We start from the raw sequence: 12,931 nt of genomic DNA, 5'->3' as shown, positions 1-12,931 counted from the left end.
CAACCTACCAGCGTGGGCTGCGTCACCCGGGCCCGGACTCGGCGCGTGGGACGCCGTGCTCGAGGGACCCGGGGAGCACCGGATCGGCCACGCGGGCAGGCCTGGCTCGTCTAGGGTGCGTCGGTGTCCTCAGCAACCGTCCTCACGGCCGACCGGTTCCGCGCCTGGCCCCGCGGCGTGCCACCGCTCGTGCTCGTCCTGGGTCCGCCGCTGACCCTCGTCCTCGACCTCGTCCTCACCTGGGACGACTCGATGCTCATCCCGGCGGACGAGCTCACCGCCTGGTGGTACGTCCCGATGGCACTCGTCACGGGCGCGACGTTCGTCGGCGTGCTGGCCGGCTGGTGGGCACCGCGCCTGGCCGCCGTGTCCGCCGCGGTCGGGATCTTCGCGAGCGCGTGGGTGGTGAGCGTGCTGTGGGTCGCGGTCCTGGCCGTGGACGTGTGGACCCGGACCCGTCAGCGGCAGGCGGTGGCCGCGTGGCCCCAGGACTCCTTGGGCCCGCCGGCGCCGCCGATGTTCCGCCCGCCGGCGCTCGTCCGGTGGGGCGCGGCGGCGGGCGCCACGCTCGCGCTCCTGGCGTGCGTCCTGGTCGCCACGTGGTGGTGGGGCGCCCGGGCGGGCGTGGCCGAGATGCAGGAGCGCGCCGTCCCGCGGGTCGCGGCGGTCCTGGAGCAGGACACCTGGGACGACTCGCTGCTCGCGGAGGTCGATGGCGAGTCCTACTGGTTCTACGTCGAGGACGCCTCCGAGCACCCCGTGGGCGAGGCCTTCCCCGTGCTGGTGGACCCGCTCGGGGAGCACCGGCCGATCACGTCCGTCGACGCGGACTCCGACGCGGCAAGCCTGCTGGCCGATGCCGCCGGCGGGTTGCTGGGCGTCGCCGTCCTGGTCGGCCTGGTCCCGAGCCTTCGCTGGCGCCGGCTGCGGACGCTGCTGCTCGAGCCGACCGCGCCGCTCGCGGCGGACGTCGGGCTCGGTGCCACCACCGCGGTGCACGCCGTCGGGGCGCCTGCCGGCGCCCGTCCGCTGGTCGCGCTGCCGTTCCCCGTCGTCGTCGCCCGGGGGCCGCACGGCTGGTGGTGGGAGCGCACGCAGCCGCAGGGCACCGTCCCGGCCGCGGTGTGGGGGCTGCGGGACACCGCGAGCATGTGCGTCGTGCAGCTGCTGGGCGGTGACACGATCGTGCACCTCGGACCGGCCCGCGGCCCGCTGCGCCCCGCGGTGCGGACCACCCTCGGCCGGCGCCGAGACGTGACGTCCGAGCGGCCCGCTCCGTCCGTGCCCGCCCCGCGCGGTGAGGGACCCTCCAGCGCGACGCCCTGGCGGTGAGCCTGCGTCCGCCGCGAACGCCGACGGCGGCCACCCCCGTGGGGTGACCGCCGTCGGTCGGGTGCCGGAGCCGCTCAGTCGAGCAGCTGGGCCTTCTTCTCCACGATCGTGGCGAGCAGGCCGTTGACGAAGCCGGGCGAGTCGTCGGTCGACAGCTCGCGGGCCAGGCCCACCGCCTCGCTGACCGCGACGGAGTCCGGGACGTCGTCGACGAACAGGATCTCGTAGGTGGCGATGCGCAGCAGGTTGCGGTCGACGCCGGGCATGCGCGTCAGGGTCCAGCCCATGGCGTGCTCGGCGAGCACCTCGTCGAGCCGCTCACGGTTCGCCACGACGCCGTCGACGAGCTCGACGGTGTACGGGTTGATCGGCGGGTCGTTGTCGGCCTGGCGGTCGACCAGCGACGCCCCCGTCGAACGTCCCTGGAGCTCGCTCTCGAACAGGATGTCGAGGGCGCGCTTGCGAGCCTTGGTACGAGCAGCCATCAGGCCTTCACGCGACCGAGGTAGCTGCCGTCGCGGGTGTCGACCTTGATCTTCTCGCCGCTCGTGAGGAACAGCGGGACCTGGATCTCCTTGCCGGTCTCCAGGCGCGCGGGCTTGGTGCCGCCGCTGGAGCGGTCGCCCTGCAGGCCCGGATCGGTGTGCTCGACGACGAGCTCGACCGACGCCGGCAGCTCGACGTAGAGGACGCGGCCCTCGTTGGTGGCGACGACGGCGTTCTGGTTCTCGAGCAGGTAGTCCACCGCCGAGCCCATGACCTCGGGGCTGACCTCGAGCTGGTCGTAGGTCTGGACGTCCATGAACACGTAGTTCGTGCCGTCGTTGTAGAGGTACTGCATGTCGCGCTTGTCGACACTGGCGGTCTCGACCTTGGTGCCGGCGTTGAAGGTCTTGTCGACGACCTTGCCCGACTCGACGTTCTTGATCTTGGTGCGGACGAAGGCGGGGCCCTTGCCCGGCTTGACGTGCTGGAACTCCACGACAGCCCACAGCTGTCCGTCGAGGTTGAGCACCATGCCGTTCTTCAGGTCGTTCGTGGTGGCCATCAGCCGATCTCCAGGAGGTCTCTGGTCATCGTGGTCAGCACCTCGGGACGTCCCTCGGTGACGATGACGGTGTCTTCGATCCGCACGCCCCCGCGTCCGGGCAGGTAGATGCCCGGCTCCATCGTCACGGCGGTGCGGCGGTCCAGTGTACCCGGGTGGCTCGGGCCCAGGAACGGGTCCTCGTGGATGACCAGGCCGACGCCGTGGCCGAGCCCCGTCGTGAACGACTCGCGCCAGCCCGAGGCGTCCAGCACGTCGACTGCGGCGTGCCAGGTGTCGGCCACGGGCGTGCCGGCGACGAGGGCGTCGACGCCGGCCGCCTGCGACGCCTGCACGGCGGCGTGGATCTCGCGCTGCCAGTCCGCGGGCGGGCCGACGACGGCGGTGCGGGTGCAGTCGGCGTGGTAGCCGTCGACCCGGGCCCCGAAGTCGGTCTTGAGCAGGTCGCCGCGCTGCACGACCCGGTCGGTCGGGTGGTGGTGCGGGATGGCGCTGTTCTCCCCCGCCGCCAGGATCGTCTCGAACGCGATCGCCTCGGCGCCGAGGTCGAGCATCCGGGACTCGAGCTGACGGGCGAGCTGGCGCTCGGTGCGGCCGACGACCGGCCCGGCGACGAGCTCCTCCCACGCCTGCACCGAGACCGCGCACGCCCGGCGGAGCGCGTCGAGCTCGGGGTCGTCCTTCACGACGCGCAGCGCCTCGACCGCACGCTCGAGCGAGACGAGCTCGGTGCCGTCGGCGGCACCGGTGAGCACGGCGTGGTCGTCGACGCTGAGCGCGTGGGTCTCGACCGCCCAGCGTCCGGACGTGCGCCCGGCACCGACGGCGAGCAGCTCGCGGGTCACGGCCAGCTCGACGTCGGGCGCCTCGGCGGCGGCCTGGTCCTGGTAGCGGCCGTCGGTGAGCAGCACCGCGTCCCCCTCGACCGGCACGAGCACGGCGCCGTTCGAGCCGGTGAACCCGGTCAGGTAGCGGACGTTGACGAGCTCGGTCACGAACGCGCCGTCGAGGCTGCGCCCGACCAGCAACTCGCGCAGGCGGTCGCGGCGGGCGTCGGCGCTCATCGGGTCACCGCGGCGTGGGCCGCGCGCAGGTCGGCGTCGGACGGTCCGGCGAGGATCGACGTGCGTGCCACCCCGTCGAGCACCACGAAGCGCAGCTCGGTGCCGCGGGTCTTCTTGTCCAGCCGCATGCCGGCGAGCAGGGCGTCGTAGGTCGCGTGGCCGCGATAGGACGTCGGCAGACCGACGGCGTCGAGCACCGTGCGGTGGCGCTGCAGCAGGTCGGCGTCGATGCGCCCGGCCCGATGGGCGAGCTCGGCGGCGAAGACCATGCCGACGGCGACGCCCTCGCCGTGGCGGACGCCGAAGTGCTCGGCGCGCTCGATCGCGTGGCCCAGGGTGTGGCCGTAGTTGAGCGCCTCGCGGCCGATGCCACCGCCGGCGCCGGTCTCGCGCAGGTCGCCGGCGACCGTGCGGGCCTTGACCGCGATGCCGCGGGCGACGAGCTCGGCCAGCACCGGCCCGTCCACCGACGAGGCGGCGGCCGGGTCGCGCTCGACCAGCTCGAGGATGACCGGGTCGGCGATGAAGCCGCACTTCACGACCTCGGCGAGCCCGCTGCGCACCTCGGCGGCGGGCAGGTCGTGCAGCGAGTCCAGGTCGCACAGCACGCCCAGCGGCTCGTGGAAGCTGCCGACGAGGTTCTTGCCGGCGGGCAGGTTGATGCCGGTCTTGCCGCCGACGGCGGCATCGACCATGCCCAGCACCGTCGTCGGCACGGTCACGAACCCGACGCCGCGCAGCCAGGTCGCCGCGACGAAGCCTGCCAGGTCCGTCGTGGCGCCGCCGCCGAGGCCGACGACGACGTCGCTGCGGGTGAACCCGGCGTCGGCCAGCACGCCCCAGCAGAACGCCGCGACGTCGGACGTCTTGGCCGCCTCGCCGTCCGGCACCTCGACGAGGTGGACGTCCAGCCCGTCACGGGTCACGAAGTCGCGCAGCGCCCGGGCGCGCCCGGCCAGCACCGGCGGGTGGACGACGGCGACCCGCGCGGCGCCGGCCACCAGGCCGCGCACCTCGGTGACGGCGCCGTGACCGACGACCACCTCGTAGGGCTGCGCGGACGCGACGGGGATGCGCGTGGTCATCGGGCCTCCAGGATCGGCAGGACGTGGTCGACCACCTGCTCGGCGGTCAGGTCGTCGGTGCGCACGACGTGGTCGGCGACCTCCAGGTACAGCGGACGCCGGTGGTCCAGCAGCGTCTTGAGCCGGCCGCGCACACCGCCGACGAGCAGCGGGCGCGACGAGGCCAGGCCGACCCGGCGGACGGCCTCGGCCAGCCCGAGGTCGAGGAACACCACGGCCGGGTGCTCGGCGAGCAGCGCGCGGGTGGCGGGGTCGAGCACCGCTCCCCCGCCGAGCGACAGGACGCCGTCGTGCTCGCCCAGGGCCGCGGCGACGGCACGCGCCTCGCGCTCGCGGAAGTACGCCTCGCCGCGATCGACGAACAGGTCGGCGATCGGGACGCCCTCGGCGGCCACGACATCGGCGTCGGTGTCGCGCACCGCCACGCCGAGCCGCTCGCCGAGCAGGTGCGCGACGGTGGTCTTGCCGGCGCCGGGCGGGCCGACCAGGACGAGGAGCGGAGCCGCCACGTCAGCGGTACCGCAGGTGGGCCAGGTAGGACTCGGCGTTGCGCCGGGTCTCGCCGACCGAGTCGCCGCCGAACTTCTCCAGCGCGGAGTCGGCGAGCACGAGCGCCACCATGGCCTCGGCGACGATGCCGGCGGCCGGCACGGCGCAGACGTCCGAGCGCTGGTGGTGCGCGGCCGCCTCCTCGCCGGTGCTCACGTCGACCGTGCGCAGCGCGCGCGGCACCGTGGCGATGGGCTTCATGGCGGCCCGGACGCGGAGCACCTCGCCGGTGGTCATGCCGCCCTCGACGCCGCCGGAGCGGCCCGAGACGCGGCGGATGCCGTCGTCGGTCGGCACGATCTCGTCGTGCGCCAGCGAGCCGGGCGTGCGCGCGAGCTCGAAGCCGTCCCCGAGCTCGACGCCCTTGATGGCCTGGATGCCCATGAGCGCCGCCGCGAGCCGTGCGTCGAGCCGCTTGTCCCACATCGTGTGCGAGCCGAGTCCCGGCGGGAGTCCGTGCACGACGACCTCGACGACGCCGCCGAGGGTGTCGCCGTCCTTGTGGGCCTGGTCGATCTCGGCGACCATCGCGGCGCTGCCGGCGGGGTCGAAGCAGCGCACCGGGTCGGCGTCCAGGCGGTCGCGGTCGGCACGCGTCGGCAGCGCGGTGCCGGGGCTGACCGCGCCGCCGATCGACACGACGTGCGAGACGAGCGTGACGCCGAGCGCCTGCTCCAGGAACTGCGCGGCGACCTCGCCGAGCGCGACCCGGGCCGCGGTCTCGCGGGCGCTGGCGCGCTCGAGGATCGGGCGGGCCTCGTCGAAGTCGTACTTCTGCATGCCGGCCAGGTCGGCGTGGCCCGGACGCGGGCGGGTCAGCGGGGCGTTGCGGGCCGAGCCGGCGAGCTCCTCGGGGTCGACCGGGTCGGCCGACATGACCTTCTCCCACTTCGGCCACTCGCTGTTGCCGATGCGCAGGGCGACAGGGCTGCCGAGCGTCGAGCCGTGGCGCAGGCCGCCGACGACCTCGAGCTCGTCGGCCTCGAACTTCATGCGGGCGCCGCGGCCGTAGCCGAGCCGGCGGCGCGCGAGCGCGTCCTGGACGTCCTTGCTGGTCATCTGGACCCCGGCCGGGAGGCCCTCCAGCACGGCCATGAGCGCGGGGCCGTGGGACTCACCGGCGGTCAACCATCGAAGCATGGCCCAGATTCTCCCACGCCGACCCGTGGGGCCCGAGCCCCCGCCCGAGGACCGGTCAGCCGCCCAGCACGAGCGGCTGCCACAGGACGCCGACGACGGCCCCCGCGACGAGGTACGGGCCGAACGCGAACTGCTTGGGGTCGATGCGACCCAGCCGGCCCAGGACCAGACCGAGCACGGCCGCGAGGACGAACCCGGCGTAGACGCCGACGAACAGCTCCATCCAGCCCGACGCGGCGAGCGTCATGCCCAACGCGGGCGACAGCCGCACGTCGCCGTAGCCCAGGCCGCGCGGGGCGACGAACCAGAACGCGGCGAACAGCACGAACAAGCCCGCTCCCCCGGCCAGGGCGCGCCACAGCAGGTCCAGGTCGCGCTCGAGCGCCGCGGCGACGCCCACGAGCACCAGCACGGCGACGTTGAGGGGCAGCACGATCCGCTTGGGCAGCAGCCGCGTTCGGGCGTCGACGTAGCCGAGCAGCAGCCCGGCGGGGACGAGCAGCGTCCAGACCACGAGCACGACCTCCGGCTCGACGACGAGCCCGACGACGCCGGTCAGCAGCGCCGAGGCGACAGCCAGCACGACCCCGAGCCGGGGCACCGCGGCGAGGGACGCATAGGTGGGCTTGCCGTCCGCCGCGTCGTCCGGCTCCGGCACGCGAGCGAGCACCCGCGGGGCGAGCCATCCGAGGGCGGCGGCGACGAGGCAGGCGAGGACGACGAGCACGCTGGCACCCTAGCCGCGAGCGGCGGGTGCCGGGCGCGGCGTCCCCAGGCTCAGCGGCTCGCGAGCTCGGCGAGCGCCGCCTCGCGGAGGCGTGCGGCGGGGACCGCCGAGCCGGTCATCAGCTCCACCTGGCCAGCGGCCTGGTGCGCCAACAGGTCCAGCCCGGTCACGAGCGGGACCCCGTGCACCGTGGCGGTGGCGGCGAGCGCGGTCGGCCACGGGTCGTACAGGACGTCGAAGACGGCGCGTGAGGCGTCGACCAGGTCGTGCGCGTCGTGCCGCACGACCTCCGAGGGGACGGTGGAGACCAGCAGGTCGACCTTGTCCAGGAAGGGCGCGTCGAACTCGCGCACGACGACCTCGATGCGCTCGCCGCGCACGCGCTCGGCCAGCTCGGCGACGCGCGCCTTGTCACGCACCACGAGCTCGACGTGCTCCAGCCCGCGGACCAGCAGGCCGTGCAGGAGCGAGCGCGCCGTCGCGCCACCCCCCAGCACCCGGGCGCTGCCCACCTGGCCGACACCCTGCTCGTCGAGCGCCGCGACCGCACCGGAGGTGTCGGTGTTGTGCGCCCGCCAGGTGCCCCGCTCGGTGCGGACCAGGGTGTTGGCCACGCCGACGACGCGGGCGAACGGGTCGACCTCGTCGGCCAGCTCGAGCGCGCGCTGCTTGAGCGGCATCGTCACCGACAAGCCGCGCCACGTGTCGTCCAGCCCGGCCAGGAAGCCGGGCAGCGCGTCGACGTCGACGTCGTGCGCCTCGTACGTCCAGTCCAGGCCGAGCTCGGCGTACGCCTGCCGGTGCATGGCCGGCGAGAGCGAGTGGTCGACCGGGGAGCCGAGGACCGCGCAGCGTCCCGGCATCAGCACTTGTCGCTCTCGCGGCAGAACTGCTGGAGCCGGTCGACCTCGCGCAGGTGCTCGGCGTAGGTCTCGGTGAACACCGTGCCGCCGTTCTCGGGGTCGGCGACGAAGTACTCCCAGTCGCCCGGCGTGGGGTTGAGCGCCGCCTCGAGGGTCGCCTCGCCCGGCGAGCCGATCGGTCCGGGCGGCAGGCCCGGGTACTTGTAGGTGTTGTACTCGGAGTCGGCGTCGCGCTCCTCGGCGGTGGTGAACACGTCGCCCTCGCGGCCGCTGACGTACGCGACGGTCGAGTCCATCTGCAGCGGCATGTCCTTCTCGAGCCGGTTGTAGATGACCCGGGCGGCCTTGCCGAAGTCCTCGTCGCGGTTGACCTCGTACTCCAGGATGCTCGCGATGATGACGATCTCCTCCTTGGAGAAGCCCAGCTCCTTCGCACGGGTGTCGATGTCGAGGTCCTCCTCGACGGCGATCGTCTTCTTGACCATCTGGCTCAGCAGGTCGGTCGCGGACGTGCCGGGCGGGACGGTGTAGGTGGCCGGGAACAGCCAGCCCTCCGGGTTGCCGTTCGCCTCCTCGGGCAGGCCGATCGAGCTGGGGTCCTCGAGCGCGGCCTCGAGGTCCTCCTGCTTGATCTCGGTGTTCTTGGCGATGGCCTCGACGATCTGGCCGACGCGCGCCCCCTCGGGGATGCCGACCTTGCCCTCGACCCGGTTCTTGGGGTCGACGAGCTCCTTGAGCGCCCACTCGGCCGACATCTGCTTGCGCAGCTGGTAGAAGCCCGGCTGCAGCTGCGAGCCGCGGTCGTCGCTGATCGACAGCTGGTAGAACGCCTCGCGGCTCTTGACGACCCCGGCCTCGAACAACGTGGTGGCCACGTCGGAGCCGGTGTCGCCCTGCTTGACCTCGACGACGACCTCGCCGCTGCCCTCGCCGGCGTAGTCCTCCGGACCGTTGAGGAAGCTGTCGGCCTTCTTCCAGGCCCACACGCTGCCGAAGACGAGCGCGCCGACGACGGCGAGCACGATCACCCAGCGCAGCGGCTTGACGTTGCGCTGCTTCTTGGGCGCCCGCCGCCGACCCGGTCCCGCGGGCGGGGGTGCCGGATCCTGCGCCTGGTCGCCGAAGAGGCCGAGCCCGCTGTCAGTCATACGTCCTCACAAGGTCTCGCCGGGCGCACTGCCCCGGCTCCGCTCGGTGTCGAGTGCCGTCTGGAGGATCACGGTAGCGGCCGCCTGGTCGATCACCTGGCGCTTGCCACGGCTCGCCTTGCCGCGTCCGGTCCGTCCGGCCTGACGCAGCATCGCGTCAGCGGTCATCGTAGTCATCCGCTCGTCGAACAGCCGGATGCCCACGGGCGCGACCGCGTCGCGGAGGTCGGCGGCGAACGCCCGCACCTTCGCCGCGGCGGGGCCCTCGGCGCCCGACAGGCTCAGCGGCAGGCCCACCACGCACTCCACGACGTCGTGCTCGGCGGCCAGTGCGGCCAGGCGCGCGATGGCGTCGCGGCCCGCCGGCACGGTCTCGACCGGGGTGGCGATCAGCCCGTCCGGGTCGCACGTGGCGACACCGATGCGGGCGTCGCCCACGTCGATGCCGAGCCGGCGACCGCGACGCATGCTCAGAGGGCCGCCTCGACCGCGGCCAGCGCGTCCGGCACGCCGGCGACGTTGGTGCCGCCGCCCTGCGCGACGTCGGCCTTGCCGCCACCGCGCCCGTCGACGTGCTGGCCGACGACCTTGATCAGCTCGCCGGCGTTCAGGCCGCGCTGCTGGGCGGCGTCGTTGAGCGCCACGACGGCGGACGCCTTGCCGGCATCCGTGCCGATGACGACCACGACGGCCGGACGGTCCTGGATGCGGCCGCGCACGTCGAGCGCGAGGCTGCGCACGTCACCGCCGGACAGGCCCTCGGCGTGGTGGCCGACGTACGCGACCCCACCGACGTCCTTGGCCCCGGCAGCGAGGTCGCCCGCAGCACCCAGCACCTGGGCGGCCTTGACCTTCTCGGCCTCCTTCTCGACGGTGCGCAGGCGCTCGACGAGGTCGCCGACGCGGCCGGTGACGTCGTCGGGGCGCACCTTGAGCAGGTCGGTCAGCTGGCGGACGATGTCGCGCTCGCGAGCCAGGTACTCGAAGCCCTCCAGGCCGACGAGCGCCTCCACGCGCCGGTTGCCCGAGCCGACCGACGACTCGCCGGTCAGCACGACGGTGCCGATCTGCGAGGAGCGGGCGACGTGCGTGCCGCCGCAGAGCTCGCGCGACCAGGGGCCGCCGATCTCGACGACGCGGACGTCCTCGCCGTAGGTCTCGCCGAACAGGGCCAGCGCACCCCACTCGCGGGCCTCGGGCAGGCTCATCACCTGCGCGGAGACGGCGAGGTCCTGGCGCAGCGCCCGGTTGGCGACGTGCTCGACCTCGTGCACCTGGTCGGCCGCGAGCGCGCCGTTCCAGCCGAAGTCGAGGCGCAGGTAGCCGGGACGGTTGTACGAGCCGGACTGGAGCGCGGTCGGGCCGAGCACCTCGCGCAGGGCGGCGTGCACGACGTGCGTGCCCGAGTGCGCCTGGCAGGCGCCCAGGCGCCAGTCGGGGTCGACCGATGCCTCGACGCCGGTGTCCTGGACGAGCTCGCCCTCCAGCACGCGCACCTGGTGCACGACCAGGCCCTTGATCGGACGCTGGACGTCGAGCACCTCGGCGCGGCCGCCGTCCCAGACCAGGTGGCCGGCGTCGGCGTTCTGGCCGCCGGACTCGGCGTAGAACGGCGTGCGGTCGAGCACGACCTCGCCGACCTGGCCGGCCGACAGCACCGAGCCGGTGCGGCCCTCGGACAGCACGGCGACGACGAGCGACTCGGTGGTCAGCGCGGTGTAGGCCAGCCAGTCGGTCGGGCCGGACGCGTCGAGCGTCTCGCGGTAGACCGTCGTGTCGGCGTGCTGGCCCTTCTTGGCCTTCGCGTCGGCCTTGGCCCGCGCCTTCTGCTCGGCCATCAGGGCGCGGAAGCCCTGCTCGTCGACGCTCAGACCCTGCTCGGCGGCCATCTCGAGCGTCAGGTCGATCGGGAACCCGTAGGTGTCGTGCAGCGCGAACGCCTGCTCGCTGGCCAGCACCGCAGCACCGGAGCGCTTGGTCTCGTCAGCGGCCTGGTCGAAGATCTGCGTGCCCTTGGCCAGCGTGCGGCGGAAGGCGTCCTCCTCGGCGTACGCGACCTGGCTGATACGCGCGAAGTCGGTCTCCAGCTCGGGGTAGGAGGCCTTCATGCGCTCCATGCTGACCGGCAGCAGCTCGGGCAGTGCCGGGCCGTCGTAGCCGAGCAGGCGCATCGAGCGGACCGCGCGACGCAGCAGGCGGCGCAGCACGTAGCCGCGCGCCTCGTTGCCCGGCGTGACGCCGTCGCCCATGAGCATGAGGCCCGAGCGGACGTGGTCGGCCACGACGCGGAACCGGACGTCGTCCTCGGCGTCGGCGCCGTACGCCTTGCCGGTCAGCTCGGCGGCGCGCTCGATGACCGGGAAGACCTCGTCGATCTCGTAGAGGTTCTCCTTGCCCTGCAGCAGGTACGCGACGCGCTCCAGGCCCATGCCGGTGTCGATGTTCTTGGCCGGCAGCGGGCCCTCGACGTCGAAGTCGTCCTTCGCGCGGACGGCGCTGAGCGACTCCTGCATGAAGACCAGGTTCCAGATCTCCAGGAAGCGGTCCTCGTCGGCGTTCGGGCCGCCGTCGGGGCCGTACTCGGGGCCGCGGTCGACGTAGATCTCGCTGCACGGGCCACCGGGACCGGGCACGCCCATGTTCCAGTAGTTGTCCTTGAGCCCGCGCTCCTGGATGCGCTCGTCGGGCAGGCCGGCGACGTCCTTCCAGATCTGGCGCGCCTCGTCGTCCGTGGGCAGCACGGTGACCCAGATCTTCTCCGGGTCGAAGCCGAGCCCGCCGTCGTCGACCGAGCCGGTGATGAGGCTCCAGGCGAACCGGATGGCGCCTTCCTTGAAGTAGTCGCCGAACGAGAAGTTGCCGCACATCTGGAAGAACGTGCCGTGCCGGGTGGTCTTGCCGACCTCCTCGATGTCGAGGGTGCGCACGCACTTCTGGACGCTCGTGGCGGTCGCGTACGGCGGCGTCTCCTGGCCCAGGAAGTACGGCTTGAACGGCACCATGCCGGCGTTGACGAACAACAGCGTGGGGTCGTCGAGGAGCAGCGGCGCCGACGGGACGACCGTGTGCCCCGCCTTCTCGAAGTGGGCCAGGAATCGCCGGCGGATCTCCGCGGTCTCCATCAGTGTGTGTCCTTCTCGATCGCTGGGGGCGGAGCCTGCCGTCCGGGCAGCAGCTCCAGGGGGATGTCGAGGTCGCGGGCGATCTGCGCCTCGCGGGCGTCCATGCCCTCGCGCACCTCGGCGGCGAAGGCCTGCAGCCCGGTGGCCAGGGCGCCGGCCTGGTCGGCCAGCCCGGGGACGCTCAGCCGGTAGGCCGCGCGCCGGGCCTTGGCCGAGGCGTAGACGCCGGCCAGGCCACCGGCCACGAAGGTCAGCAGGCGCGCGTTCACGAGGCTCCTCCTCCGGGGTTGCCGCCGATCCACGTGGGCGGCTCGGGCGGCGGGACGTGGGTGGTGCGCGCGGCCCGGCGCGCGGCCCGGGCGCGGGCGCGGCGCCGGCGGCGGAAGTCGCGCCGCACCAGGCCGGAGATGCGGTCGCGGCTCTCGGGGCGCAGCGCGTGGGCCAGGCCCGCGCCGACGACCGAGAGCCGCACGAGCGGACGGCCGAGGGTCGCGGCGACGACCTGCTGGTCGCTGGGCCGCACGACGACCCGGCCGTCGACGACGTGCACGTCGGGCTCGAGGTCGAGCTCGACGATCTCGGCGTCGACCACGTCGTCGTCGGCCCGGATCGCGACCACGGCGGCGTCGAGCCGCTCGGGGGCGGGCGACACGGGCGCCGGGGCGACCGGCGCGGGGGCCGGCGCCTGCCGAGCCTGCTCGGTGACGGCACGGAGCTCCTCGGTGGCCCGGCGCAGGCGCCGGGCGGCCACGAGCGCCGCGGCGGACGCCACCAGCGCGACGACCGCGAGCGCGGCCGCGCACACCAGCAGGACGTCGTCGGGCATGGTCACGAGGTTACCGGTCGGCGTCCG

General features: G+C 73.9%; 14 protein-coding genes. 1 reads left to right on the top strand and 13 read right to left on the bottom strand.

What is annotated here, in order from left to right:
• Window positions 1-123: 123 nt before the first annotated feature.
• A complete protein-coding gene (locus HGAM_RS16130) occupies window positions 124-1,332 on the top strand; it encodes a hypothetical protein (protein WP_019146537.1) in 1,209 nt (402 codons plus the stop codon).
• 74 nt (window positions 1,333-1,406) lie between these two features.
• On the opposite strand, the gene nusB is transcribed toward HGAM_RS16130, so the two are convergent.
• The 13 genes from nusB to HGAM_RS16065 are packed head-to-tail and all read right to left on the bottom strand — an operon-like array spanning window position 1,407 to window position 12,904.
• Window positions 1,407-1,817, bottom strand: a complete 411-nt coding sequence (gene nusB, locus HGAM_RS16125) for a transcription antitermination factor NusB (RefSeq protein WP_019146536.1) — start codon at window positions 1,815-1,817, stop codon at window positions 1,407-1,409.
• The gene (gene efp / locus HGAM_RS16120; protein WP_019146535.1) at window positions 1,817-2,380 is read right to left on the bottom strand and encodes an elongation factor P; all 564 of its coding nucleotides are present in this window, start codon (window positions 2,378-2,380) and stop codon (window positions 1,817-1,819) included. The genes nusB and efp overlap by 1 nt, the downstream gene beginning before the upstream one ends.
• On the bottom strand, window positions 2,380-3,444 hold the full coding sequence (locus HGAM_RS16115) for a M24 family metallopeptidase (protein ID WP_019146534.1): 1,065 nt from the start codon (window positions 3,442-3,444) through the stop codon (window positions 2,380-2,382). Before HGAM_RS16115 ends, efp begins: the two co-directional genes overlap by 1 nt.
• Window positions 3,441-4,529: a 3-dehydroquinate synthase gene (aroB, locus tag HGAM_RS16110; protein WP_019146533.1), complete on the bottom strand. Its 1,089-nt coding sequence runs from the start codon at window positions 4,527-4,529 to the stop codon at window positions 3,441-3,443. Before aroB ends, HGAM_RS16115 begins: the two co-directional genes overlap by 4 nt.
• Window positions 4,526-5,038 carry a shikimate kinase gene (locus HGAM_RS16105; RefSeq protein ID WP_019146532.1) on the bottom strand — a complete coding sequence of 171 codons (513 nt, stop codon included), beginning with the start codon at window positions 5,036-5,038 and terminating at the stop codon, window positions 4,526-4,528. The genes aroB and HGAM_RS16105 overlap by 4 nt, the downstream gene beginning before the upstream one ends.
• A 1-nt stretch (window position 5,039) precedes the next feature.
• Window positions 5,040-6,218 carry a chorismate synthase gene (gene aroC / locus HGAM_RS16100; RefSeq protein WP_019146531.1) on the bottom strand — a complete coding sequence of 393 codons (1,179 nt, stop codon included), beginning with the start codon at window positions 6,216-6,218 and terminating at the stop codon, window positions 5,040-5,042.
• 55 nt (window positions 6,219-6,273) lie between these two features.
• A complete protein-coding gene (locus tag HGAM_RS19825) occupies window positions 6,274-6,945 on the bottom strand; it encodes a prepilin peptidase (protein ID WP_019146530.1) in 672 nt (223 codons plus the stop codon).
• Between the two features lie 50 nt (window positions 6,946-6,995).
• A complete protein-coding gene (locus HGAM_RS16090) occupies window positions 6,996-7,808 on the bottom strand; it encodes a shikimate dehydrogenase (protein ID WP_019146529.1) in 813 nt (270 codons plus the stop codon).
• Window positions 7,808-8,956, bottom strand: coding sequence for an endolytic transglycosylase MltG (gene mltG / locus HGAM_RS19820; RefSeq protein WP_019146528.1), 1,149 nt, complete (start codon window positions 8,954-8,956; stop codon window positions 7,808-7,810). Before mltG ends, HGAM_RS16090 begins: the two co-directional genes overlap by 1 nt.
• A 6-nt stretch (window positions 8,957-8,962) precedes the next feature.
• Window positions 8,963-9,424 (bottom strand): Holliday junction resolvase RuvX, encoded by a 462-nt coding sequence (gene ruvX, locus HGAM_RS16080; RefSeq protein ID WP_019146527.1) that lies wholly within the window; start codon window positions 9,422-9,424, stop codon window positions 8,963-8,965.
• A 2-nt stretch (window positions 9,425-9,426) separates the two neighbouring features.
• Entirely contained in the window at window positions 9,427-12,078 is a 2,652-nt protein-coding gene (gene alaS / locus HGAM_RS16075) for an alanine--tRNA ligase (RefSeq protein ID WP_019146526.1), read from the bottom strand.
• Window positions 12,078-12,347 carry a DUF6167 family protein gene (locus HGAM_RS19815; protein ID WP_019146525.1) on the bottom strand — a complete coding sequence of 90 codons (270 nt, stop codon included), beginning with the start codon at window positions 12,345-12,347 and terminating at the stop codon, window positions 12,078-12,080. The genes alaS and HGAM_RS19815 overlap by 1 nt, the downstream gene beginning before the upstream one ends.
• Window positions 12,344-12,904: a hypothetical protein gene (locus HGAM_RS16065; protein WP_147543800.1), complete on the bottom strand. Its 561-nt coding sequence runs from the start codon at window positions 12,902-12,904 to the stop codon at window positions 12,344-12,346. The genes HGAM_RS19815 and HGAM_RS16065 overlap by 4 nt, the downstream gene beginning before the upstream one ends.
• Between the last annotated feature and the right edge of the window lie 27 nt (window positions 12,905-12,931).

Source organism: Aeromicrobium massiliense JC14 (assembly GCF_000312105.1).
GTDB classification, from domain to species: Bacteria; Actinomycetota; Actinomycetes; order Propionibacteriales; family Nocardioidaceae; genus Aeromicrobium; species Aeromicrobium massiliense.
The sequence above is the reverse complement of the archived record's forward strand: the minus strand, read 5'-3'. Positions and strand labels throughout refer to the sequence as shown.